Origin of the sequence: Pseudooceanicola aestuariicola, from assembly GCF_045763785.1 — a bacterium.
In the GTDB taxonomy this organism is placed as follows: Bacteria; Pseudomonadota; Alphaproteobacteria; order Rhodobacterales; family Rhodobacteraceae; genus Pseudooceanicola.
Map to the genome: position 1 here is coordinate 90,368 of NZ_JBJGSF010000003.1, position 20,463 is coordinate 110,830.

33 protein-coding genes are annotated in these 20,463 nt (G+C 59.3%); 30 read left to right on the forward strand and 3 right to left on the reverse strand.

The window, feature by feature from the left end:
* Window positions 1–73 precede the first annotated feature (73 nt).
* On the reverse strand, window positions 74–490 hold the full coding sequence (locus ACI3GR_RS12780) for an SRPBCC family protein (protein ID WP_407495041.1): 417 nt from the start codon (window positions 488–490) through the stop codon (window positions 74–76).
* Window positions 491–787: 297 nt separating this feature from the next.
* Between ACI3GR_RS12780 and rplB the strand changes: the two genes are divergently transcribed.
* Genes rplB through rplP form a run of 5 tightly spaced genes read left to right on the forward strand, consistent with a single transcriptional unit; the run spans window position 788 to window position 3,447 of the window.
* Window positions 788–1,630 (forward strand): 50S ribosomal protein L2, encoded by an 843-nt coding sequence (gene rplB / locus ACI3GR_RS12785; RefSeq protein WP_407495042.1) that lies wholly within the window; start codon window positions 788–790, stop codon window positions 1,628–1,630.
* Between the two features lie 3 nt (window positions 1,631–1,633).
* A complete protein-coding gene (rpsS, locus tag ACI3GR_RS12790; RefSeq protein WP_407495043.1) occupies window positions 1,634–1,912 on the forward strand; it encodes a 30S ribosomal protein S19 in 279 nt (92 codons plus the stop codon).
* Window positions 1,913–1,915: 3 nt separating this feature from the next.
* Window positions 1,916–2,296, forward strand: coding sequence for a 50S ribosomal protein L22 (rplV, locus tag ACI3GR_RS12795; protein WP_407495045.1), 381 nt, complete (start codon window positions 1,916–1,918; stop codon window positions 2,294–2,296).
* A complete protein-coding gene (rpsC, locus tag ACI3GR_RS12800; RefSeq protein ID WP_407495046.1) occupies window positions 2,296–3,021 on the forward strand; it encodes a 30S ribosomal protein S3 in 726 nt (241 codons plus the stop codon). The genes rplV and rpsC overlap by 1 nt, the downstream gene beginning before the upstream one ends.
* Before the next feature lie 12 nt (window positions 3,022–3,033).
* On the forward strand, window positions 3,034–3,447 hold the full coding sequence (gene rplP, locus ACI3GR_RS12805) for a 50S ribosomal protein L16 (protein ID WP_407495048.1): 414 nt from the start codon (window positions 3,034–3,036) through the stop codon (window positions 3,445–3,447).
* Between the two features lie 77 nt (window positions 3,448–3,524).
* Here the strand turns inward: rplP and ACI3GR_RS12810 are convergent, their stop codons facing one another.
* The gene (locus ACI3GR_RS12810) at window positions 3,525–4,868 is read right to left on the reverse strand and encodes an alpha/beta hydrolase family protein (protein WP_407495050.1); all 1,344 of its coding nucleotides are present in this window, start codon (window positions 4,866–4,868) and stop codon (window positions 3,525–3,527) included.
* A 171-nt stretch (window positions 4,869–5,039) separates the two neighbouring features.
* Between ACI3GR_RS12810 and ACI3GR_RS12815 the strand changes: the two genes are divergently transcribed.
* The 15 genes from ACI3GR_RS12815 (at window position 5,040) to ACI3GR_RS12885 (ending at window position 12,255) form a co-directional block, all read left to right on the forward strand.
* A complete protein-coding gene (locus ACI3GR_RS12815) occupies window positions 5,040–5,660 on the forward strand; it encodes a 2OG-Fe(II) oxygenase family protein (RefSeq protein WP_407495052.1) in 621 nt (206 codons plus the stop codon).
* A 5-nt stretch (window positions 5,661–5,665) separates the two neighbouring features.
* Complete coding sequence (locus ACI3GR_RS12820; protein WP_407495054.1) at window positions 5,666–6,121, forward strand: DUF3237 domain-containing protein; 456 nt, start codon at window positions 5,666–5,668, stop codon at window positions 6,119–6,121.
* 285 nt (window positions 6,122–6,406) lie between these two features.
* Window positions 6,407–6,607, forward strand: coding sequence for a 50S ribosomal protein L29 (rpmC, locus tag ACI3GR_RS12825; protein WP_407495056.1), 201 nt, complete (start codon window positions 6,407–6,409; stop codon window positions 6,605–6,607).
* Between the two features lie 12 nt (window positions 6,608–6,619).
* Window positions 6,620–6,850, forward strand: coding sequence for a 30S ribosomal protein S17 (gene rpsQ, locus ACI3GR_RS12830; protein WP_407495057.1), 231 nt, complete (start codon window positions 6,620–6,622; stop codon window positions 6,848–6,850).
* Between the two features lie 76 nt (window positions 6,851–6,926).
* On the forward strand, window positions 6,927–7,295 hold the full coding sequence (gene rplN, locus ACI3GR_RS12835) for a 50S ribosomal protein L14 (protein WP_009805806.1): 369 nt from the start codon (window positions 6,927–6,929) through the stop codon (window positions 7,293–7,295).
* The gene (gene rplX, locus ACI3GR_RS12840; RefSeq protein ID WP_407495059.1) at window positions 7,295–7,606 is read left to right on the forward strand and encodes a 50S ribosomal protein L24; all 312 of its coding nucleotides are present in this window, start codon (window positions 7,295–7,297) and stop codon (window positions 7,604–7,606) included. The genes rplN and rplX overlap by 1 nt, the downstream gene beginning before the upstream one ends.
* Window positions 7,599–8,162 (forward strand): 50S ribosomal protein L5, encoded by a 564-nt coding sequence (gene rplE / locus ACI3GR_RS12845; RefSeq protein ID WP_407495061.1) that lies wholly within the window; start codon window positions 7,599–7,601, stop codon window positions 8,160–8,162. The genes rplX and rplE overlap by 8 nt, the downstream gene beginning before the upstream one ends.
* 17 nt (window positions 8,163–8,179) lie before the next feature.
* Window positions 8,180–8,485, forward strand: a complete 306-nt coding sequence (gene rpsN, locus ACI3GR_RS12850) for a 30S ribosomal protein S14 (protein WP_407495062.1) — start codon at window positions 8,180–8,182, stop codon at window positions 8,483–8,485.
* 13 nt (window positions 8,486–8,498) lie between these two features.
* Window positions 8,499–8,891: a 30S ribosomal protein S8 gene (gene rpsH, locus ACI3GR_RS12855; RefSeq protein WP_407495064.1), complete on the forward strand. Its 393-nt coding sequence runs from the start codon at window positions 8,499–8,501 to the stop codon at window positions 8,889–8,891.
* 12 nt (window positions 8,892–8,903) lie between these two features.
* Window positions 8,904–9,437 (forward strand): 50S ribosomal protein L6, encoded by a 534-nt coding sequence (gene rplF, locus ACI3GR_RS12860; RefSeq protein WP_407495067.1) that lies wholly within the window; start codon window positions 8,904–8,906, stop codon window positions 9,435–9,437.
* 11 nt (window positions 9,438–9,448) lie between these two features.
* Complete coding sequence (gene rplR, locus ACI3GR_RS12865) at window positions 9,449–9,808, forward strand: 50S ribosomal protein L18 (protein ID WP_407495069.1); 360 nt, start codon at window positions 9,449–9,451, stop codon at window positions 9,806–9,808.
* 173 nt (window positions 9,809–9,981) lie between these two features.
* On the forward strand, window positions 9,982–10,560 hold the full coding sequence (gene rpsE / locus ACI3GR_RS12870; RefSeq protein ID WP_407495072.1) for a 30S ribosomal protein S5: 579 nt from the start codon (window positions 9,982–9,984) through the stop codon (window positions 10,558–10,560).
* Window positions 10,561–10,563: 3 nt separating this feature from the next.
* The gene (gene rpmD, locus ACI3GR_RS12875) at window positions 10,564–10,749 is read left to right on the forward strand and encodes a 50S ribosomal protein L30 (RefSeq protein WP_093453146.1); all 186 of its coding nucleotides are present in this window, start codon (window positions 10,564–10,566) and stop codon (window positions 10,747–10,749) included.
* A 397-nt stretch (window positions 10,750–11,146) separates the two neighbouring features.
* Window positions 11,147–11,875: a gamma-glutamylcyclotransferase gene (locus tag ACI3GR_RS12880; protein ID WP_407495077.1), complete on the forward strand. Its 729-nt coding sequence runs from the start codon at window positions 11,147–11,149 to the stop codon at window positions 11,873–11,875.
* Window positions 11,872–12,255, forward strand: coding sequence for a nuclear transport factor 2 family protein (locus tag ACI3GR_RS12885; RefSeq protein ID WP_407495079.1), 384 nt, complete (start codon window positions 11,872–11,874; stop codon window positions 12,253–12,255). Before ACI3GR_RS12880 ends, ACI3GR_RS12885 begins: the two co-directional genes overlap by 4 nt.
* Before the next feature lie 3 nt (window positions 12,256–12,258).
* Here the strand turns inward: ACI3GR_RS12885 and ACI3GR_RS12890 are convergent, their stop codons facing one another.
* Window positions 12,259–12,999 (reverse strand): vWA domain-containing protein, encoded by a 741-nt coding sequence (locus ACI3GR_RS12890; RefSeq protein ID WP_407495082.1) that lies wholly within the window; start codon window positions 12,997–12,999, stop codon window positions 12,259–12,261.
* Between the two features lie 170 nt (window positions 13,000–13,169).
* On the opposite strand from ACI3GR_RS12890, the gene rplO reads away from it, so the two are divergent.
* The 10 genes from rplO (at window position 13,170) to rplQ (ending at window position 20,449) form a co-directional block, all read left to right on the forward strand.
* Complete coding sequence (gene rplO, locus ACI3GR_RS12895) at window positions 13,170–13,640, forward strand: 50S ribosomal protein L15 (protein ID WP_407495085.1); 471 nt, start codon at window positions 13,170–13,172, stop codon at window positions 13,638–13,640.
* A 108-nt stretch (window positions 13,641–13,748) separates the two neighbouring features.
* Window positions 13,749–15,119, forward strand: a complete 1,371-nt coding sequence (gene secY, locus ACI3GR_RS12900; protein ID WP_407495087.1) for a preprotein translocase subunit SecY — start codon at window positions 13,749–13,751, stop codon at window positions 15,117–15,119.
* The gene (locus ACI3GR_RS12905; RefSeq protein ID WP_407495088.1) at window positions 15,116–15,697 is read left to right on the forward strand and encodes an adenylate kinase; all 582 of its coding nucleotides are present in this window, start codon (window positions 15,116–15,118) and stop codon (window positions 15,695–15,697) included. Before secY ends, ACI3GR_RS12905 begins: the two co-directional genes overlap by 4 nt.
* A gap of 143 nt (window positions 15,698–15,840) precedes the next feature.
* A complete protein-coding gene (locus ACI3GR_RS12910) occupies window positions 15,841–16,743 on the forward strand; it encodes an MBL fold metallo-hydrolase (RefSeq protein WP_407495090.1) in 903 nt (300 codons plus the stop codon).
* Window positions 16,744–16,753: 10 nt separating this feature from the next.
* The gene (locus tag ACI3GR_RS12915; protein WP_407495092.1) at window positions 16,754–17,131 is read left to right on the forward strand and encodes a rhodanese-like domain-containing protein; all 378 of its coding nucleotides are present in this window, start codon (window positions 16,754–16,756) and stop codon (window positions 17,129–17,131) included.
* Window positions 17,132–17,291: 160 nt separating this feature from the next.
* Complete coding sequence (locus ACI3GR_RS12920; protein WP_407495094.1) at window positions 17,292–17,774, forward strand: alpha/beta hydrolase; 483 nt, start codon at window positions 17,292–17,294, stop codon at window positions 17,772–17,774.
* A gap of 228 nt (window positions 17,775–18,002) precedes the next feature.
* On the forward strand, window positions 18,003–18,371 hold the full coding sequence (gene rpsM, locus ACI3GR_RS12925; RefSeq protein WP_407495096.1) for a 30S ribosomal protein S13: 369 nt from the start codon (window positions 18,003–18,005) through the stop codon (window positions 18,369–18,371).
* Window positions 18,372–18,386: 15 nt separating this feature from the next.
* Window positions 18,387–18,776, forward strand: a complete 390-nt coding sequence (gene rpsK, locus ACI3GR_RS12930; RefSeq protein ID WP_009805788.1) for a 30S ribosomal protein S11 — start codon at window positions 18,387–18,389, stop codon at window positions 18,774–18,776.
* A gap of 110 nt (window positions 18,777–18,886) precedes the next feature.
* Complete coding sequence (locus ACI3GR_RS12935; RefSeq protein WP_407495098.1) at window positions 18,887–19,903, forward strand: DNA-directed RNA polymerase subunit alpha; 1,017 nt, start codon at window positions 18,887–18,889, stop codon at window positions 19,901–19,903.
* A 126-nt stretch (window positions 19,904–20,029) separates the two neighbouring features.
* Window positions 20,030–20,449, forward strand: coding sequence for a 50S ribosomal protein L17 (gene rplQ / locus ACI3GR_RS12940; RefSeq protein ID WP_407495099.1), 420 nt, complete (start codon window positions 20,030–20,032; stop codon window positions 20,447–20,449).
* Window positions 20,450–20,463: the final 14 nt, after the last annotated feature.

The following is a 20,463-nucleotide window of genomic DNA, read 5'->3' on the forward strand; positions in this document are numbered from 1 at the left end:
CGGTTGATGAGCCAAAGAGTTTTGAGACGGGTTTCGGAGGTGGCGGGGTGAACCCCGCCCTACGTGTCGCGTCTCACAGGCTTTCCGCGTGCGTCTTGAAGTTGTTCAGGATCGCCTGCCAACCTTCGCGCTGCATCTCGACGGGGTTCTGCGTCTCGGCGTCGAAGGTGGTCGTGACGCGAGTTGTGTCATTCTGGGGGTCGAAGGTCGTGGTGACTTTGCGCCCGTCCTCCATCGTGTAGGTGAAGGATTTGGCGGGATCGACCGCGTCGTAGATCGCGGTGAAGTCGAAACCAAAACTGCCGTCTTTTGCCTCCATCCGCGCGGAATAGGCGCCGCCTACGCGTAGGTCGTTGGAGGCTGTGGGACAGCACCAGTCGTCACTGGCAAAGTTCCACTGGGTAATATGATCGGGGCTGGTGTATGCGGTCCAGACGGTGTCGGGGTCAGCTGCGACATCGGCAGAGATCGTGATCTGGTTGGTGCTCATTTCGGGCCTTTCAGGCATATACATACGTGTGGGGGCTTGCCGCCAAGGGTAATCCACACCGTTGCCCTTGACCTAACCCCAAAGTGACTCTAAACGACCCCATCCGCAAAGCCCCGGATTCGTCCGGGGCTCTGCTTTTGTTTGGGTGGCCACGTCACGCAAACATCTCACCGGGCACCTTCGGGGGCCTATACCAACGGTCACCTAGCTGGTTCGCAGACGAATACAGCAGGGGGCTAACACATAGGCCGCCGCCACACTACGCGGGGGCCGCTTGCTAAACGGAAGACAGAAAGCATGGCACTTAAGTCGTATAAGCCGACGACGCCGGGCCAGCGCGGGCTGGTGCTGATCGACCGTTCGGAGCTGTACAAAGGACGCCCCGTCAAAGCCCTTACCCAGGGTCTGACGAAGAACGGCGGCCGGAACAACACCGGACGGATCACGATGCGTCGCAAAGGCGGCGGGGCGAAACGCCTTTATCGGATCGTTGATTTCAAACGGAACAAATTCGATGTGACCGGCACGGTCGAGCGGATCGAGTACGATCCCAACCGGACCGCATTCATCGCGCTGATCAAATACGAAGACGGCGAACAAGCCTACGTCCTGGCGCCTCAGCGTCTGGCAGTTGGCGACAGCATCGTTTCGTCGCAGAAGGCCGACATCAAGCCGGGTAACGCAATGCCGTTCTCGGGCATGCCGATCGGTACCATCGTCCACAACATCGAACTGAAGCCCGGCAAGGGCGGTCAGATCGCACGCGCCGCGGGCACCTATGCCCAGTTCGTCGGCCGTGACGGTGGCTACGCTCAGATCCGCCTGTCCTCGGGCGAACTGCGTATGGTGCGTCAGGAATGCATGGCCACCGTTGGTGCCGTGTCGAACCCCGACAACTCGAACCAGAACTACGGTAAAGCGGGCCGCATGCGCCACAAGGGCATCCGCCCCTCTGTGCGTGGTGTCGTGATGAACCCGATCGACCACCCCCATGGTGGTGGTGAAGGCCGGACCTCTGGTGGTCGTCACCCGGTTACCCCTTGGGGCAAACCGACCAAAGGTGCACGGACCCGTGACAAGAACAAAGCGTCCTCGCGGCTTATCATCCGCTCCCGGCACGCCAAGAAGAAAGGGCGCTAAGATATGTCTCGCTCTGTTTGGAAAGGCCCCTTCGTTGATGCTTACGTGCTGAAAAAAGCCGAAGCATCCCGCGAATCCGGGCGTAATGAAGTCATCAAAATCTGGTCGCGCCGCTCGACGATCCTGCCCCAGTTCGTGGGTTTGACGTTTGGCGTCTACAACGGCCAGAAGCACGTTCCTGTGAACGTCTCCGAAGACATGATCGGTCAGAAATTCGGTGAATATTCGCCGACCCGTACCTACTACGGGCATGCTGCCGACAAAAAAGCGAAGCGGAAGTAAGTCATGGGCAAGGATAAAAACCCCCGCCGCGTGGCCGATAACGAAGCAATGGCAAAACTGCGCATGCTCCGTACGTCCCCGCAGAAACTGAACCTCGTCGCGCAATTGATCCGCGGCAAGAAGGTTGACAAGGCCCTGACGGACCTGACCTTCTCGAAAAAGCGGATCGCCGAGGATGTGAAGAAGTGCCTTCAGTCCGCGATTGCGAACGCCGAAAACAACCACAACCTGGACGTCGATGAACTGATCGTCGCCGAGGCCTATGTGGGCAAGAACCTGATCATGAAGCGTGGTCGTCCGCGGGCACGTGGCCGTTACGGCAAGATCATGAAGCCGTTTTCGGAAATCACCATCAAGGTGCGTCAGATCGAGGAGCAAGCCTAATGGGTAATAAAACCAATCCGATCGGCATGCGCCTTCAGGTCAACCGCACCTGGGACAGCCGATGGTACGCGGATACGAAGGACTACGGTGATCTTCTGCTGGAAGACATCAAGATCCGTGAGTTCATCAAAGAAGAATGCAAGCAGGCCGGTGTGGCCCGCGTGATCATCGAACGCCCGCACAAAAAGTGCCGTGTGACCATTCACACCGCACGTCCGGGTGTCATCATCGGCAAGAAGGGCGCGGACATCGAAGTTCTGCGTTCGAAACTGGCCAAGATGACCGATAGCGAACTGCACCTGAACATCGTCGAAGTCCGCAAGCCGGAACTGGACGCGCAACTGGTTGGTGAGTCCATCGCTCAGCAGCTGGAACGCCGTGTGTCTTTCCGTCGTGCGATGAAGCGTGCTGTTCAGAACGCCATGCGCATGGGCGCCCTGGGTATCCGGGTGAACGTTGCTGGCCGTCTGGGTGGTGCAGAAATCGCGCGTACCGAATGGTACCGTGAAGGCCGTGTGCCGCTGCACACGCTGCGCGCGGACATCGACTATGCACATTCCGAAGCCTCGACCGCCTATGGCATCATCGGCATCAAGGTTTGGATCTTCAAAGGTGAAATTCTGGAGCATGACCCGCAGGCGCGTGATCGCCGTGCGCAAGAGCTTCAGGACGGACCTGCCCCCCGTGGCGCCGGTGGTGGTAACCGCCGCGACCGCGACCGGTAAGGAGAACGTAAGATGCTTCAACCGAAACGCACAAAATACCGGAAACAGTTCAAGGGTCGCATCAAAGGCGAAGCCAAGGGCGGTTCTGACCTGAACTTCGGTACCTACGGCCTGAAAGCCACCCAACCCGAGCGTGTCAGCGCCCGTCAGATCGAAGCCGCCCGTCGGGCCATGACGCGTCACATGAAGCGTCAGGGTCGTGTCTGGATCCGGATTTTCCCCGACGTGCCCGTCACCGCGAAGCCCATCGAAGTTCGTATGGGTAAAGGTAAGGGTTCCGTGGACCGTTGGGTCTGCAAAGTGAAGCCGGGCCGCGTGATGTTCGAAATCGACGGTGTGAACGAAGAAATCGCGCGCGAGGCTCTGCGCCTTGCTGCGATGAAGCTTCCGGTCAAAACCCGCGTCGTCGTCCGCGAAGACTGGTAATCCGGTCTGACTGAAAAACAAAAAGCCCCCGCCGTGTGAACGGCGGGGGCTTTTCTATTTTGCGAGGGGTGGCGGGGTTATTCGCCTGCCTTCAGCCACTCCATCCGCAGACCACGGCCCCAGCCTTTGTCGAAGCCTTTCCAGTAGGTGTGCTCGGGCTTGAAGGTGCCGTCGTCGTTGGCGGCCCAGACGCCCTCATTGGCGACCGGGACAAGGTCCAGAAAGGCCTCTTTGTCTGTGTCGTCCTTCAGGTGCCAATCCAGCCAGGCAGTGATGAAGTGTTGCGATATGTTGTTCATCCGCGTGGTATCCCACACCGCATCCAAGTAGTGGTCGCTGCCGCTGACGCCGGGTTCCAGCGCTTCGGATGGGACAGGCATCGGCGCACCGGCGTTATGGCCTGCGCTGTTGAAGGTCAGAAGCGCACGGTCGACACCGGTGGTTTCCTTCCAGATTTGGCGCACACCGTTTTCGTAGCCCGAAACTTCGTCCATGGACCCCGCGATCATCAGGGCAGGGACGCTGACACCAGACAGACCTTCTGCATCCCACATGTTCCAGTTGCGCCCCCAGGGGCCGAGGGTGACGATCGTCTTGATACGATCATCGGGCAGGGCGTCATGTGTGTCGCTGCCAGCACTATGAATATCCAGCAGACCATGCGACGCGCCAAAGGGCAGGTTGACCCCCGCTTCGCTGACGCCGCCGCCAGCCGTGACCAATGCCCCATAGCCGCCCATGGAATACCCAATCAGACCTGTGGTCGAAGCATCGACAAGACCGTTCAGGAACGAGCTATCATCGCCGGACATCTGGGCGATCTGGTCCAGAACGAACAGCTGATCCAAGGGGCGATTGACCAGCGTGGAGCCGAAGGTGGCGAAGTAATTGTCCGACACCTGGAAGGTTCGGTAGGTGGATTCGTTGTGGTCGATCGAGGCGACCACATACCCTTTGGACGCAAGATTTTCGCCCAGATGGGACATCAGGTACCGGTTGCCCGGCCAGCCGTGGGACACCAGAACGAGTGGATAGGTGCCCGCGGCAGGTTCGGCATCGCGATGGGCCGATCCGGCGATCTCGATCTCGGTCTGGCCGTCGCGCAGATAGGTCTGAATCGTCGTGTCGCCTTCGGCGTTGTCTGCGGCCGGGTACCAGACCTCTATGGTTAGCTCGCGGTCGTAGGTGGGCAGCGTTTCTGGCTTCTCGGAACTTGGATCAACGGCCACGACGTCGATCTGGTCGGGGTTGACCAGATCGAGCGTGCGAACGCCAACCTTCATGTCACCATATGCCGCCAGTTCCGGCGCAAAGGGACGTTGCCCATCAATCCTGTTTTCGGCCATGACTGCGCTTGCCGCCAGACCCAAGTCTAGACACAAGGCCACTGCGAAGAGGCCCCTCCCGGTTGAATGTCGCATTTACTCCTCCTTATGCGATGGTGTTTGTTTGCCGTCGGATAGTTGGCTGATAGGCCTGGTAAAGCAACATCAGCGATTGATGTTTTCGACGGGTGCCGTGGCGGAAGGGCAATTTTGCCTTGCTCGAATTGGTCCCTGTCGCCGATCCTAGAACCACGTTAGGAGGACGACATGTCAGAGATAAGCACCCTATTCGTCACCCCTCTTTATCGCGCGAAATTGTCCGAACACGGCCCCGCCGTGGACACGGACGAGCTGGAAGCTTCCTGCTATTCCATCGCCGAGGATGACAAGGCCGGGCAGGAGTGGTGCGAGACGCAGGGCTATCCCGGCTACACCTCTTACGCCTCACTGACCGATCTGCCGTGGCGGTTCCCGATCTTTGCGGATGTGGTCAAGTCGCTGGACAAACACGTCGCGGCCTTTGCCAAGGAATGTCAGTTCGATCTGGGCGACAAGGCGTTGGTGCTGGAAGACCTCTGGATCAATATCCTGCCCGAGGGCGGGACGCATTCCAGCCATATCCACCCGCATTCGGTGATCTCGGGCACGACTTATGTTGCCATGCCCGATGGCGCATCGGCCCTGAAGCTCGAAGACCCTCGGTTGCAGATGATGATGGCCGCGCCCACGCGGACCAAGGACGCGCGGGAAGAGTTGAAGCCTTTCATCTACGTCGCGCCAGAACCCGGTGAGGTTCTGTTGTGGGAAAGCTGGCTGCGGCACGAAGTGCCGATGAACATGTCCGAAGACGACCGGATCAGCGTCAGCTTTAACTATAAATGGGAGTGACCAAGGTGCCCGAATTGTCCACACGTCCGCTGATGAAGGTGTTTCTAGACGTCGGCCCCGCCACCGATCTGCGCGGCGGCAACACCGAGGGGCGGCTGATCTATCACGTCACCGGCGGGTCGTTCGAGGGCGAGCGGTTGCGCGGTGTGGTGAAGCCAGTCAGCGGCGATTGGGTCAGTGTGAAGGACGGATTTGCGCGCATCGATGTGCGGCTGTTGCTGGAAACCGACGACGGTACGGCGATCTACATGGCCTACGAGGGCGTCCATACACTGAGTGCCGAGCATCGTGAAATCCTTGCGCAGGGGCAGATGCCTGATCCGGGAAGCTATTATTTCCGCGTCGCGCCGTTTTTCGAAGCGGCCGATCCGAAGTACCAGTGGCTGAACAAGATCGTGACCGTCGGGGTAGGGACCCGGACACAGCAGGGTGTCGAATACGACGTCTACGAGGTGCTTTGAGCACGGACCTGCGGGCTGGATTGCTATTCGGGAAGGCGGGGTGAACCCCGCCCACCCTTCGCTGGTGTCGTAGGGCGGGGTTCACCCCGCCACCGCGCCTAAGTCTCCATGGCGGATCAAGCGATCCAGACCATGGGGTCAGCCGCCCAAGTTTTCCCCCAATGGGGCTTGCTTCAAAAGGGAATCGCGCCTATACGGCCCGCTCATCATGACTCCACCGGAATCAGGGTGACCCGGCGCATGCGCGCTATGGGGCCTACCGGTGATGTTGAAAGGAAGATTACCATGAGCGCGAATGACCTTCGTGACAAGACCCCCGATCAACTGCGCGAGCAGCTGACCGAACTGAAGAAAGAGCAGTTCAACCTGCGCTTTCAGCAGGCCACTGGCCAACTGGAAAACCCTGCACGTATGCGTGCGGCCCGCCGCGAGGCAGCCCGTGTGATGACCGTGTTGAATGAAAAAGCCGCTGCGGCTGCTGAATAAGGGAAGACCCAGATGCCCAAACGTATCCTGTCCGGCGTCGTTACGTCCGATGCCAACGCCCAGACCGTTACCGTGTCGGTGGAACGCCGCTTCACGCACCCGGTTCTGAAAAAGACCATCCGTAAGTCCAAGAAGTACCGGGCTCACGATGAGAACAACACCTTCAAAAAAGGTGATGAGGTCCGCATTCAGGAATGCGCACCGAAATCGAAGACCAAACGTTGGGAAGTCATCACCGCCTAAGCGGGACGACCCAATCTAATCGAAACCCTGGGGGCAAGGGGCGCTGCAGCCCTCCCCAAAGGTCGGGAGAAACCAAATGATCCAGATGCAGACCAATCTGGATGTTGCTGATAACTCTGGCGCGCGCCGGGTTCAGTGCATCAAGGTCCTCGGCGGTTCCCACCGTCGTTATGCGTCGGTTGGCGACATCATCGTTGTTTCGGTGAAAGAAGCCATTCCGCGCGGCCGTGTGAAAAAGGGTGACGTCCGTAAGGCCGTCGTCGTTCGCACCGCCAAAGAAGTTCGCCGTGAAGACGGCACCTCTATCCGTTTTGACCGCAACGCCGCCGTCATCCTGAACAACGCAGGTGAGCCGGTCGGTACCCGTATCTTCGGGCCGGTCGTTCGTGAGCTGCGTGCCAAGAACTTCATGAAGATCATCTCGCTTGCTCCGGAGGTGCTGTAATGGCTGCTAAACTCCGCAAAGGTGACAAGGTCATCGTGATCGCCGGCAAAGACAAAGGCAAAACCGGGGAAATCACCCAGGTTCTGCCCCAAGATGGCAAGGCCATCGTCGACGGTGTGAACATGGCTGTTCGCCACACCCGCCAGACCCAGACCCAGCAGGGTGGCCGTCTGCCCAAGGCTCTGCCGATCCAGCTGTCCAACCTGGCGCTGGTCGATGCCAACGGCAAACCGACCCGCGTTGGTTTCAAAATGGAAGGCGACAAGAAAGTCCGCTTTGCCAAGACGACGGGAGACGTGATCGATGCTTGATACCGCGAACTATACCCCGCGTCTGAAGCAAGCCTACGTCGACAGCATCCGTGCTGCGATGAAGGAAGAATTCGGCTACAAAAACGACATGCAGATCCCGCGTCTGGACAAGATCGTCCTGAACATCGGCTGCGGTGCTGAAGCTGTCAAAGACAGCAAGAAGGCGAAATCGGCTCAGGAAGATCTGACCGCAATCGCCGGTCAGAAGGCAATGGTCACCAAGGCGAAGAAGTCCATCGCAGGCTTCCGCGTCCGTGAAGAAATGCCTCTGGGTGCAAAGGTGACCCTGCGCGCCGACCGCATGTACGAATTCCTGGACCGTCTGATCACGATCGCAATGCCCCGCGTCCGCGACTTCCGCGGCGTCTCCGGCAAGTCCTTTGACGGCCGTGGCAACTATGCCATGGGTCTGAAAGAACACATCGTGTTCCCCGAGATCAACTTCGACAAAGTCGACGAAGTCTGGGGCATGGACATCATCATCTGCACCACCGCGGCAACTGACGCGGAAGCAAAGGCGCTGTTGAAGCATTTCAACATGCCCTTCAACAGCTGATCGCGGGAGAGAACGATATGGCTAAAAAATCCATGATCGAGCGCGAGAAGAAGCGCGAGCGTCTGGTGAAGAAGTACGCTGAAAAGCGCGCTGCTTTGAAAGAGATCATCAACGACGAATCGAAGCCGATGGAAGAGCGTTTCCGCGCGACCCTGAAGCTGGCCGAGCTGCCCCGCAACTCGTCCCCGACCCGTCTGCACAACCGCTGCCAGCTGACCGGCCGTCCGCACGCTTATTACCGTAAGCTGAAGATGTCCCGTATCATGCTGCGGGAACTTGGCTCCAACGGCCAGATCCCCGGTCTTGTGAAATCCAGCTGGTAAGGGAGGGTATGATATGAACGATCCTATCGGCGATATGCTCACCCGTATCCGCAACAGCCAGTTGCGCGGCAAATCCACCGTTTCCACCCCGGCGTCCAAGCTGCGGGCATGGGTTCTGGATGTGCTGGCGGACGAAGGCTACATCCGCGGTTATGAAAAAGGCACCGACGTCAACGGTCACCCGACCCTTGAAATCAGCCTGAAGTACTATGAAGGCGCTCCTGTCATTCGCGAACTGAAGCGGGTCTCCAAGCCCGGTCGTCGCGTGTACATGGGTCGCAATGACATTCCGCAGGTCCGTCAGGGTCTGGGTGTGTCGATTGTCTCCACGTCCAAGGGCGTGATGTCGGATGCAAACGCACGCAGCCAGAACGTTGGCGGCGAAGTGCTTTGCACCGTCTTCTAAGGAGGTCCCGCAATGTCTCGTATCGGTAAAAAACCAGTCGAGCTGCCCTCGGGCGTCACCGCGACGATCTCGGGTCAGAAGATTGAAGTGAAGGGCCCCAAGGGTACCCACACGTTCACCGCCACTGACGATGTGACCATCGCGCAGGAAGACAACGCCATCACGGTTACCCCGCGTGGCAAGTCCAAGCGCGCACGTCAGCAGTGGGGCATGTCCCGCACGATGGTTGCGAACCTGGTCCAGGGCGCAACCGAAGGCTTCAAGCGCGAGCTTGAGATCAACGGTGTGGGTTATCGTGCCGCTGTTCAGGGCAATGTCCTGAAACTGAACCTTGGCTACTCTCACGACGTCGACTTCGACATCCCGGCCGGTGTGACCATTACCACGCCCAAGCCGACCGAAGTCATCATTGAAGGCTCTGACGCTCAGCTTGTGGGTCAGGTTGCGGCAAACATCCGCGACTGGCGCCGTCCCGAACCCTACAAGGGCAAGGGCATCAAGTACAAAGAAGAGTACATCTTCCGCAAGGAAGGTAAGAAGAAGTAAGGATCAGGCAAATGGCTACTACAAAACGTTCCCTGTTCCTGAAGCGCCGCATGCGCGTCCGGAGCAAACTCCGCAAGGTCAACGCTGGTCGCGTTCGTCTTTCGGTTCATCGGTCCTCCAAGAACATCAGCGTTCAGCTGATCGACGATGTGGCTGGCGTTACGCTGGCATCCGCATCTTCGCTGGAAAAAGACCTTGGCGTTGTCGGCAAGAACAACATCGAAGCGGCAACCAAGGTTGGCGCGGCGATTGCCGAGCGCGCGAAAAAAGCTGGCGTTGAAGAAGCATACTTCGACCGCGGCGGCTTCCTCTTCCACGGCAAGGTGAAGGCTCTGGCCGACGCTGCCCGTGAAGGTGGTCTGAAAATCTGATGGTGCGGCGGGGGCAACCCCGCCTTGCCACATCCCGTAGGGCGGGGATTTCCCCGCCTTGCGTACTTCTGAGGGCTGCAATGCCCCGATGATCCGGGAGGGTGCCTCCCTCACCAAGGATCGGACAACCGGGTCGCCTGATGGCATGGACCCACGATTGAAAAGGAGAGCCCATGGCTCGTGAAAACAACCGCCGGGAAAACCGTCGCGACCGCGAGGAAGCCCCGGAATTTGCAGATCGCCTTGTCGCGATCAACCGTGTGTCCAAGACCGTTAAGGGTGGTAAGCGTTTCGGCTTCGCTGCTCTTGTCGTCGTGGGCGACCAGAAAGGCCGCGTTGGCTTTGGTAAGGGTAAAGCCAAGGAGGTCCCCGAGGCCATCCGTAAGGCAACCGAGCAAGCCAAGCGCAAAATGATCCGTGTGCCGCTGCGCGAAGGCCGCACGCTGCACCACGACATGGAAGGCCGTCATGGCGCTGGCCGTGTCGTAATGCGCACCGCACCGACCGGTACTGGTATCATTGCCGGTGGTCCGATGCGTGCCGTGTTCGAAATGCTGGGCATTCAGGACGTGGTCGCCAAGTCGATCGGTTCGCAGAACCCCTACAACATGATCCGCGCCACGCTGAACGGCCTGGAAAAAGAGGCGTCGCCCCGTCAGGTGGCACAGCGTCGTGGTAAGAAAGTCGCCGACATTCTGCCCGCACGTGACGAAGCGCCTGCGGAATCGTCGCACGTCGCTGAGGAGGCCTAATCCATGGCTACTATCGTTGTTAAACAGATCGGTTCGCCGATCCGCCGCCCCGAAATCCAGCGCAAGACGCTGATTGGTCTGGGCCTGAACAAAATGCACCGCGTGCGTGAACTGGAAGACACCCCTTCCGTTCGCGGCATGATCAACAAAATCCCGCATCTGGTAGAGATCGTCGAAGAAAAGGCCTGAACGGCCCACGATCTTTGATCTGATTGGACAGTGATTGAACACCCCGGACCGCAAGGTCCGGGGTGTTTGCTTTTGTGTGCGGTGATTGAGCAGTAATGCAGCGCCGGGTGTACGCCACAGTATGGTGCGCATTTCTTGACTTGGTGCTGCTTGGCATCACCAAGTTAACCACTCTTAACGTGAGTCTGGTATGCGAACTCTTTTGATAGCGTCTTTTTTAGTTCTTCCGTTTTCCGTAGGCGCCGCAATTCCCGTACAGGGTGTGCGACTGTCTAGTGATGTTGTTGGCCATGGTGGGGGCTGCCGTAAAAGTTCTCCTCCGGGCCAGTGCTGCCACATGGAAACCCGCACAGGCCGTGTGCATTGCCATTAGCGTCTGCGCGGGCATAAAGGGTTTATGCCCATTCCCGACGACGCCTTCCGCCACCATCCAAATCTGAAATGCCTGATCCGCGATCCGGAGCAGAGCTTTTTCCGCGATCTCGATCTGAACGAGATGGACCAGAGAATGATCGACCGGGGCGTGCCCATGCCGTGGCGTCGGACGGATGAGGATCGAGAGGCGAACCGACGCGCGTTTTTTGCCGATCACCAAGGTCCGGTCTGGGTATTCGCCTATGGGTCGTTGATGTGGGATCCAGCGATCCTTTTTGATGAGGTGCGGCACGCGCAGGTGCAGGGTTTTTCCCGGTCGATGTGTCTGGTGGATCGCCGGGGCGCGCGTGGCTCGGCCGAGGCGCCGGGATTGATGGCCGGTCTGGCCGAGGGGGGCACTTGCGACGGGCTGGTGTTCCGCATCCCCGCGGAGCGGGTCGAGGATGAAACCGAACGCCTGTGGCGGCGCGAGATGATCGCGCAGGCCTATTACCCGGCTTTTGCGACTGCGCGGACGGCGCAGGGCGACGTCCAAGCCGTCTGTTTCGTCGCCGACCCTGAGGCTGACATGATCGAAACGGATCTCAGTCGGGACGAGCAGGTCCGCTTTATCGCCACCGGAGAGGGGTTTCTGGGCACCAGCTTTGAATACCTCGACAACATGCTGGCGCATTTCGATACGATGCAGGTGGATGATCCGGTGCTGCGGGCGCTATTGCAGGACGTTCAACAAGTCAGGAACGGCGGATGAGTGATCTGGAGCGAAACAAGCAGACTGTGATGGCCTTCTATGACCTGATGTTCAACCAGTGCCAGCCGCGCGAGGCGATCGAGCGGTATGTTGGCGCCGAATACATCCAGCACAATCCGCATGTGGGTGACGGCAAAGAGGCCTTCATCGACTATTTCGAACGTATGGCCCGCGATTACCCCGGCAAACGGGTGGATTTCAAACGCGCCATGGCCGAAGGCGACAAGGTTGTGTTGCATTGCCATCAGGTCTGGCCCGAAGGGCTTGAGTATGCCGGGATCGACATCTTCCGTCTGGATGAGGCGGGCAAGGTGGTCGAACACTGGGACGTGCTGCAGGAAATTCCGCCGACCAGCGCGAATGACAACGGGATGTTCTAGGGCTTAGCCGGGCAGGGCGAAGCTTTGGTCTTCCAGCCGACCGTATAGGGGGCAGCCGAGGGTCGCCTGTAGCGCCTCGACCAGTTCCTGAACGGTCTGCGCGGTCACGTACAGGCCGCCTGTGCGCTCGGCCAAGCACTTGGCCACGGTCCCGTCTCCACCGTGGATCTCTTGTTCCGGGTTGTCCCATGTCCAATAGTCCACCAGCGCCCGGAAGCCGATGACATGGATCGTCAGGTCCTGTGCCTCGCTCATCAGAGTATCGCTCATCGCGCAGGGGCGGCCACCGCAGGTTTCGTTGCCGTCGGTGACTACGACGATGACGCCGGGACGGTCACGATGGCGCAGCACCTCGGCCGCGGTGCGGACGGAATTGGCCAAAGGCGTCAGCCCGCCCGGAGACAGGGCCTGAACGTCGTCAATTACCGCCTTTGCTGCGTCGGGGCGGGGGGCAAAGCGGACGTCGATCCCGGAACAGCTGTCCCCGTCGTTGGGTCCGTAGATCAGCAGGCCGATCCGGCGGAAAGGTGCGACCTGGGGCAGGGCGATCTGGACGGCCTGGCGCGCTTCGGCGATACGTGTCACCTGTCGGTAGTCATAGCCAAATTCGACCATAGACCCCGATCCGTCAAAGACCAGCATGGCATCGGTCGCGCAGCCCCCGTCGCCCTGCGACGCGGCCCCGAAAGGCCAGAGGCAGAGACCCGCCAAGGCCAATGCCCTTATGGGATGCGCGATCTGCATGACGTAGTGTCGCCCTGACACCGCTTTCGGTCAATGCAGAATGACTTGATTGCCCGGGCCAGAGGTCCTATACGCCCCCGGTGGCCATAGGGCCGCGTGAGAATCAACCAAGAAACGCCGTGTGCCGCCCGTATCGCTTCGGGGTGGTTTTCCGGCAAAGGAGAAGCGACATGAAACTGCACGAACTTCGTGACAATCCCGGCGCAACCAAAAAGCGTATGCGCGTTGGCCGTGGCCCCGGCTCTGGCAAGGGTAAAATGGGTGGCCGTGGTATCAAGGGTCAGAAATCCCGCTCGGGTGTGGCGATCAATGGCTACGAGGGTGGCCAGATGCCGCTCTACCAGCGTCTGCCCAAGCGTGGCTTTAACAAGCCGAACCGCAAAGAATTCGCCGTGATCAACCTGGGCATCATCGCCAAGTTCATCGAAGCCGGCAAACTGGACGCAGGTAACATCACCGAAGACACGCTGGTCGCGTCGGGTGCTGTGCGCCGCAAGCTGGACGGTATTCGCGTTCTGGCCAAAGGTGAGCTGGCCACCAAAGCAACCATCGAAGTGACCGGCGCATCCAAAGCCGCGATCGAAGCCGTCGAAAAAGCCGGCGGGTCGCTGAAGGTCACGGCTGCGCAAGCCGCTGAGTAAGCGGTTGTGGGCGGCCTCAGGGCCGCTTACATAAGCTCAAGTTTTCCCAAAGCGCCGCCGGCCCGGAAAACCCGGTCCGGCGGCGTTTGACTGAAAGAGAGACGCTGAATGGTATCCGCAGCAGAACAGATGGCGGCCAACACTAGCTGGGCCGCACTGGGCAAAGCCACCGACCTGCGCAATCGCATCCTTTACACCATCATGTTGCTGATCGTGTACCGGCTTGGGACCTGGATCCCGGTTCCGGGGATCGACGGCGCAGCTCTTCGTGAATTCATGGAAGGCGCAGGCCAGGGCATCGGCGGCATCCTGTCGATGTTCACGGGCGGCGCCCTTGGCCGTATGGGCATCTTTGCCCTTGGCATCATGCCGTATATTTCGGCCTCGATCATCGTGCAGCTTCTGGGGTCCATGGTCCCCGCGCTGGAGCAGATGAAGAAAGAGGGCGAGCAAGGCCGCAAGAAGATGAACCAGTACACGCGCTACGGCACCGTGTTTCTGGCCACGCTTCAGTCCTACGGTCTGGCTGTGTCGCTGCAATCCGGCGATCTGGTGCAGGCGGAAATCCCGTACTGGTTCTTCATCGCGGTCTGCATGATCACGCTGATCGGCGGCACGATGTTCCTGATGTGGCTGGGCGAACAGATCACGGCACGTGGTCTGGGCAACGGTATCTCTCTGATCATCTTCGTGGGCATTATCGCTGAACTTCCTGCCGCGCTGGCACAGTTCTTTGCCTCGGGGCGTTCGGGTGCCATCAGCCCTGCGGTGATTATCGGCGTGATCCTCATGGTGATCGTGACGATTGCCTTCGTGGTCTTCATGGAACGCGCGCTGCGCAAGATCCACATTCAGTATCCGCGCCGTCAGGTGGGTATGAAGGTTTACGATGGTGGGTCGTCGCACCTGCCGATTAAGGTGAACCCGGCAGGCGTTATCCCGGCGATCTTCGCGTCGTCGCTGCTGTTGCTGCCGGTCACGATCTCGACCTTCTCGGGCAATCAGACCAGCCCGGTGATGTCGACGATCCTTGCCTATTTCGGACCGGGGCAGCCGCTGTACCTGCTGTTCTTCACGGCGATGATCGTATTTTTCGCATATTTCTACACGTTCAACGTGGCGTTCAAACCGGACGACGTGGCGGACAACCTGAAGAACCAGAATGGCTTTGTGCCGGGCATCCGTCCGGGCAAGAAAACCGCCGAATATCTGGAATACGTGGCCAACCGCGTGCTTGTGCTGGGCTCGGCCTACCTTGCGGCAGTTTGTCTCCTTCCTGAGATTCTGCGTAGCCAACTGGCGATCCCTTTCTATTTTGGCGGCACGTCGGTCCTCATCGTTGTTTCGGTGACGATGGATACGATCCAGCAGGCGCAATCGCACCTTCTGGCGCACCAGTATGAAGGGCTGATCGAGAAATCTCAGCTGCGCGGCAAGGGGAGCCGCCGTGGCAAACGGAGGGGGGCAGCACGCCGATGACCAATATTATTCTTCTTGGACCGCCGGGCGCGGGCAAGGGCACTCAGGCCGCACGTCTGGTCGAAGGCCGCAACATGATCCAGCTTAGCACCGGCGACATGCTGCGTGCGGCACGGACCAGCGGTACCGAGATGGGCAAGCGCGTCGCCGAGGTGATGGACCGCGGTGAGCTGGTCACGGACGAGATCGTCATCGGTCTGATCCGCGAACAACTGGAAGGCGACGAAAAGGGCGGCTTCATCTTTGATGGCTTCCCCCGCACGCTGGCCCAGGCCGATGCGCTTGAAGCGCTGATGGCCGAGATGGGCAAGACGCTGGATTGCGCGATCGAGCTTCAGGTCAATGACGAGGTTCTGGTGGACCGGATCGTCGGTCGTGCCGCCGAAGCAGCTGCCGCTGGCAAGCCGGTTCGGGCCGACGACAACGAAGAAAGCCTGAAAATCCGTTTGATGGAATATTACAAGAAGACTTCTCCGCTGCTGGGCTACTACCACGCGAAGGGTAAGCTTGAAGGCGTTGACGGTCTTGCTGAAATGGACAAGGTCGAAGCTTCGATCGCTGCGATCCTGGACGCCTGATCCGTTCCAAATCTGAAAGTTCTGATCCCCGCCAGTGCCATCGCACTGGCGGGGATTTTCGTTTTTTGGAACTCATTTGCTTTGAGGTGGTTGATACATTCACAATTCATAATATGTTCCCCTCTGAAGAAGGAGACTGAGATATGGCAATGTATCAAAACACCAGCGCCTCTAACGGCCCGAATTCGCCGCGCGTGACCGGGTTTTACGACAAGGCCAGCGGATCGGTGCAGTACGTCGTCGTAGACGAAGCGACCAAGCAGTGCGCCCTGATCGATGTCGTGCAAGACTTTGACCCGCGGGCTGCGCGCTCTGGTTTCGATAGCGCGTCCGAAATTCTGGAATACGTCCGGGCAGAGGGGCTGAGCGTGCAGTGGGTGCTGGACACCCACCCGCATGCAGATCACCTGATGGCCTCGACCTGGCTGAAGGAAAAGACCGGCGCACCGAACGCGATCGGGGTGAAGGCGCGCGACATCGCGCGGCTCTGGGCCGAGTATTACAATCTGCCGGACGCGTTTAACGTCGACATCGACTTTGACCACCTGTTCGCGGATGGCGATACCTTCCAGCTGGGCAATCTGGACGTGAAGGTGATGCTGTCGCCGGGTCATACGCTTGGGTCCATCACCTATGCGATTGGTGACGCGGCTTTTGTTCACGACACCTTCATGCACGTAGACAGCGGCACCAGCCGGGCGGATTTCCCGGGCGGGTCGTCCAAGGACCTTTGGGATAGCTTGCAGGCCATCCTTGCACTGCCCGATGAGACGCGTCTTTTCGTAGGCCACGATTATCCGCCCGTGGGCGACCGTCAGGATCCTGCTTGGGTCGCAACGGTGGCCGAGCATCGCGCGAACAACAAGCATATCGGCGGCAACGTCAGCGAAGCCGAGTTCCGCAAGCTGCGTGATGACCGCGACGCCACCTTGGCGCTGCCGGACCGGATGCTACATGCCTTGCAGGTTAATCTGAGGGCAGGGCAGTTGCCACCGCCCGAGGCCGATGGGCATAGTTACTACAAGATCCCCGCGAACAAGTTCTGAGGAGACAGACATGGAAACGCAATCCACCGACGCAGGCGACATCGAGGTCTGGACCGCAGACGAAGTCGCAGAAGCAAAAGCCAAGGGCGAGATCGTCTTGGTCGATGTTCGCACGCCGCAGGAATATATGTTCGAACACATCGAAGGCGCGCTGCTAATGCCGATGTCGTTCTTTGATGCGGGCAGCCTTCCGGGGCAAAGCGACAAGCGGATCGTGCTGTACTGCGGGTCGTCGATGCGCTCGGGCAAGATGGCGGAAAAGGTTCTGGCATCGGGCGCTGGTAAGATAGCGCACCTCAAAGGCGGGTTCGGCGGCTGGAAAGAAGCCAAGAAACCCTACATCGGAACCGAAATGTCCACCGGCGCGCCCAAACGGGTCGACGGCTAAGCCTCTGATCGGGGCGGCAAAAATATTGCCGTCCCGGTCTGGCCGTCTTGTGTTTGTCACATGCTCGGCCTAGCCCTTCGATAATTTTCGAAAGGGCATTGTCCCAACTCAGATTAAGGCACCGCGTCGCGACGTAGCGCTGGACATTATCGTCTGGTACTTGGCGCGACTGGGCGCAGAGCCTGAGTTGGTGGCGCAGAATGCGCTGTTCTACGGACATTATGCCCTGCGCGACGCGGCGCCCGTGGACGGGGCGTATCCGGTCGTCGTGCTGTCGCATGCATCGGGCGGGAACGCGCCGCAACTTGGCTGGATCGCGTCTAATTTTGCCAAGCGAGGCTTGATTGTCATCGGTACGGATCACCCCGGCACCCGGTCTCGCGACGGCGATCCGCATCGCACCGTGCATATCTGGGACCGCCCGGCCGATCTGACTTTCTTGCTGGATTGGATCGCGGCATCGGCACTGAACGGCCTGACGCGTGACATGGCCCGCGTCAGGGCGTTGGGGCGGATCGTGATTGGCATCGCGGGGGACGACAATATCTGTTCCGATGCCGGGATGCGGGATCGCGGTATTCTGCACGAGGAATTGCAGACGGAAATCGGGGATTTCCTTGCCGCGACGCTCTTGGTAGAGTGATGGCGTCCGACCAACCCGGACAGATGCACCTTGATTGCGCTGAATCGCGTTTTCGGGGGTTGACCCGGGTGCGGAACGCTTCTACCACGCGCTATCTCGAACGTAGGGCCGATTCCGGCCCTTCTTCGTGTTTCGTCATATGACCCGTTGAGAGGCGCTGCTGCCAGACCGACGTGTTGTGAAAAAAGGGCCTGGGACTACGGGCTCGCAACAAAAGGAAGACAGACATTGGCACGTATTGCCGGCGTTAACATCCCCACTGCAAAGCGGGTACCGATCGCCCTGACTTATATCACCGGTATTGGCCCGGCTTCTGCAAAATCCATTTGCGAAGCAGTCAACATCGACCTGACCCGCCGGGTCAACGAACTTTCCGACGCAGAAGTGCTGGCCATCCGCGAGCACATCGACGCGAACTTCACCGTCGAAGGTGACCTGCGCCGCGAAGTTCAGATGAACATCAAGCGCCTGATGGACCTTGGCTGCTACCGCGGTCTGCGCCATCGCCGCAACCTCCCTGTTCGCGGTCAGCGGACGCACACCAACGCTCGTACCCGCAAAGGCCCCGCAAAGGCCATTGCTGGCAAGAAGAAGTAAGGGAGGTCCGCACCAATGGCACGTGATACCCGCCGCGTTAAGAAGAAGGTTTCCAAGAACATCGCCGCTGGCGTTGCTCATGTGAACTCTTCGTTCAACAACACCAAAATCCTGATCTCTGACGTTCAGGGCAACGCCATTTCCTGGTCCTCCGCAGGGACCATGGGCTTCAAAGGCTCGCGTAAGTCGACGCCCTATGCTGCTCAGATGGCTGCCGAAGACGCAGGCCGCAAGGCTCAGGAGCACGGCGTGAAAACGCTGGAAGTCGAAGTTCAGGGCCCCGGTTCGGGTCGTGAATCGGCTCTGCGCGCTCTGGCCGCTGTTGGGTTCAACATCACTTCGATCCGTGATGTGACCCCGATCGCACACAACGGCTGCCGCCCGCCAAAGCGCCGCCGCGTCTAATTATAGACAAGGTTTCAGGGGCCGCGTCAGCGCGGCCTCTTTCCGTCATTTAAACCTCGGGTGTTTCGTCCTTAGGGACATGGGGACGAGACGAGCATGGAGGGACGCACATGATCCACAAGAATTGGGCAGAATTGATCAAGCCGACCCAGCTTGACGTCAAGCCGGGCTTTGACCCGTCTCGGCAGGCAACTGTTGTTGCCGAACCGCTGGAGCGTGGCTTTGGCCTGACGCTTGGCAACGCGCTGCGCCGCGTTCTGATGTCGTCGCTGCAAGGTGCCGCGATCACGTCCGTACAGATCGACAACGTTCTGCACGAGTTTTCGTCCATCGCGGGTGTCCGCGAAGACGTGACCGACGTGGTTCTGAACCTCAAGGGTGTTTCCCTGCGGATGGAAGTCGAAGGGCCCAAGCGCCTGTCGATCAATGCTAAGGGTCCGGGCGTTGTGACTGCGGCCGAGATTTCGGAATCCGCTGGCATCGAAGTGCTGAACAAAGATCACGTGATCTGCCACCTTGACGAAGGTGCGTCGCTGTTCATGGAACTGACTGTGAACACCGGTAAGGGCTATGTCCCTGCCGACCGCAACAAGCCCGAGGATGCGCCGATTGGCCTGATCCCGATCGACGCGATCTATTCGCCGATCAAGAAAGTGTCGTATGACGTGCAGCCGACCCGTGAAGGTCAGGTTTTGGACTATGACAAGCTGACCATGAAGATCGAAACCGATGGGTCGATCACGCCGGACGACGCCGTGGCCTTTGCTGCGCGTATCCTGCAGGACCAGCTGTCGATCTTCGTCAACTTTGACGAACCGGAATCCGCATCGCGTCAGGATGACGACGACGGTCTGGAGTTCAACCCGCTGCTGCTGAAGAAGGTCGATGAGCTTGAGCTGTCGGTCCGGTCTGCAAACTGCCTGAAGAACGACAATATCGTCTACATCGGTGATCTGATCCAGAAAACCGAAGCAGAGATGCTGCGCACCCCGAACTTTGGCCGCAAGTCCTTGAACGAGATCAAGGAAGTGCTGTCGGGCATGGGTCTGCACCTTGGCATGGACGTCGAGGATTGGCCGCCGGACAACATCGAAGATCTGGCTAAGAAATTCGAAGATCAGTTCTGATTTTCGACAGGGGGCGCCCCGGCGCCCCCGACGACTGGGCCCTAACGCCCCAAGGAGAGCCGGTGACACGCATCGCCGGTCAGACAAAGCAAAACCGCCCGTAGAGGGCACATTAGGAGAAGACACATGCGTCATGCACGAGGCTACCGCCGCCTGAACCGGACCCACGAACACCGCAAAGCGATGTTCTCGAATATGTCCGCATCGCTCATCGAACATGAGCAGATCAAAACCACCCTGCCCAAGGCCAAAGAACTGCGTCCCATCGTGGAAAAGCTGGTGACCCTGGCGAAAAAGGGTGATCTGCACTCCCGCCGTATTGCGCAGTCGCGCATCCAGCAGGACGAAGCAGTCAAGAAACTGTTCGACATTCTTGGCCCCCGCTACGCCGAGCGTAAGGGCGGCTACATCCGCATCATGAAAGCCGGCTTCCGCTACGGCGACATGGCGCCGATGGCCATCATCGAATTCGTCGACCGCGACGTCGACGCCAAAGGCGCTGCTGATAAGGCACGCCTGGCCGCTGAAGAAGCAGCCGACGAATAATCTCCGGGGCGTCT

Coding starts and splice junctions, on each gene's coding strand:
- ACI3GR_RS12935 (WP_407495098.1), top strand. CDS start 18,887: ATGATCCACAAGAATTGGGCAGAATTGATCAAGCCGACCCAGCTTGAC.
- rplO (WP_407495085.1), top strand. CDS start 13,170: ATGAAACTGCACGAACTTCGTGACAATCCCGGCGCAACCAAAAAGCGT.
- ACI3GR_RS12890 (WP_407495082.1), bottom strand. CDS start 12,999: ATGCAGATCGCGCATCCCATAAGGGCATTGGCCTTGGCGGGTCTCTGC.
- ACI3GR_RS12915 (WP_407495092.1), top strand. CDS start 16,754: ATGGAAACGCAATCCACCGACGCAGGCGACATCGAGGTCTGGACCGCA.
- rplQ (WP_407495099.1), top strand. CDS start 20,030: ATGCGTCATGCACGAGGCTACCGCCGCCTGAACCGGACCCACGAACAC.
- ACI3GR_RS12780 (WP_407495041.1), bottom strand. CDS start 490: ATGAGCACCAACCAGATCACGATCTCTGCCGATGTCGCAGCTGACCCC.
- rpsC (WP_407495046.1), top strand. CDS start 2,296: ATGGGTAATAAAACCAATCCGATCGGCATGCGCCTTCAGGTCAACCGC.
- ACI3GR_RS12810 (WP_407495050.1), bottom strand. CDS start 4,868: ATGCGACATTCAACCGGGAGGGGCCTCTTCGCAGTGGCCTTGTGTCTA.
- rpsE (WP_407495072.1), top strand. CDS start 9,982: ATGGCTCGTGAAAACAACCGCCGGGAAAACCGTCGCGACCGCGAGGAA.
- rpmC (WP_407495056.1), top strand. CDS start 6,407: ATGAGCGCGAATGACCTTCGTGACAAGACCCCCGATCAACTGCGCGAG.
- ACI3GR_RS12910 (WP_407495090.1), top strand. CDS start 15,841: ATGGCAATGTATCAAAACACCAGCGCCTCTAACGGCCCGAATTCGCCG.
- rpsS (WP_407495043.1), top strand. CDS start 1,634: ATGTCTCGCTCTGTTTGGAAAGGCCCCTTCGTTGATGCTTACGTGCTG.
- rplP (WP_407495048.1), top strand. CDS start 3,034: ATGCTTCAACCGAAACGCACAAAATACCGGAAACAGTTCAAGGGTCGC.
- secY (WP_407495087.1), top strand. CDS start 13,749: ATGGTATCCGCAGCAGAACAGATGGCGGCCAACACTAGCTGGGCCGCA.
- rplB (WP_407495042.1), top strand. CDS start 788: ATGGCACTTAAGTCGTATAAGCCGACGACGCCGGGCCAGCGCGGGCTG.
- rpsH (WP_407495064.1), top strand. CDS start 8,499: ATGAACGATCCTATCGGCGATATGCTCACCCGTATCCGCAACAGCCAG.
- rplN (WP_009805806.1), top strand. CDS start 6,927: ATGATCCAGATGCAGACCAATCTGGATGTTGCTGATAACTCTGGCGCG.
- ACI3GR_RS12905 (WP_407495088.1), top strand. CDS start 15,116: ATGACCAATATTATTCTTCTTGGACCGCCGGGCGCGGGCAAGGGCACT.
- ACI3GR_RS12880 (WP_407495077.1), top strand. CDS start 11,147: ATGCCCATTCCCGACGACGCCTTCCGCCACCATCCAAATCTGAAATGC.
- ACI3GR_RS12885 (WP_407495079.1), top strand. CDS start 11,872: ATGAGTGATCTGGAGCGAAACAAGCAGACTGTGATGGCCTTCTATGAC.
- rpmD (WP_093453146.1), top strand. CDS start 10,564: ATGGCTACTATCGTTGTTAAACAGATCGGTTCGCCGATCCGCCGCCCC.
- rplV (WP_407495045.1), top strand. CDS start 1,916: ATGGGCAAGGATAAAAACCCCCGCCGCGTGGCCGATAACGAAGCAATG.
- rpsQ (WP_407495057.1), top strand. CDS start 6,620: ATGCCCAAACGTATCCTGTCCGGCGTCGTTACGTCCGATGCCAACGCC.
- ACI3GR_RS12815 (WP_407495052.1), top strand. CDS start 5,040: ATGTCAGAGATAAGCACCCTATTCGTCACCCCTCTTTATCGCGCGAAA.
- rplE (WP_407495061.1), top strand. CDS start 7,599: ATGCTTGATACCGCGAACTATACCCCGCGTCTGAAGCAAGCCTACGTC.
- rplX (WP_407495059.1), top strand. CDS start 7,295: ATGGCTGCTAAACTCCGCAAAGGTGACAAGGTCATCGTGATCGCCGGC.
- rpsK (WP_009805788.1), top strand. CDS start 18,387: ATGGCACGTGATACCCGCCGCGTTAAGAAGAAGGTTTCCAAGAACATC.
- rplF (WP_407495067.1), top strand. CDS start 8,904: ATGTCTCGTATCGGTAAAAAACCAGTCGAGCTGCCCTCGGGCGTCACC.
- rpsN (WP_407495062.1), top strand. CDS start 8,180: ATGGCTAAAAAATCCATGATCGAGCGCGAGAAGAAGCGCGAGCGTCTG.
- rplR (WP_407495069.1), top strand. CDS start 9,449: ATGGCTACTACAAAACGTTCCCTGTTCCTGAAGCGCCGCATGCGCGTC.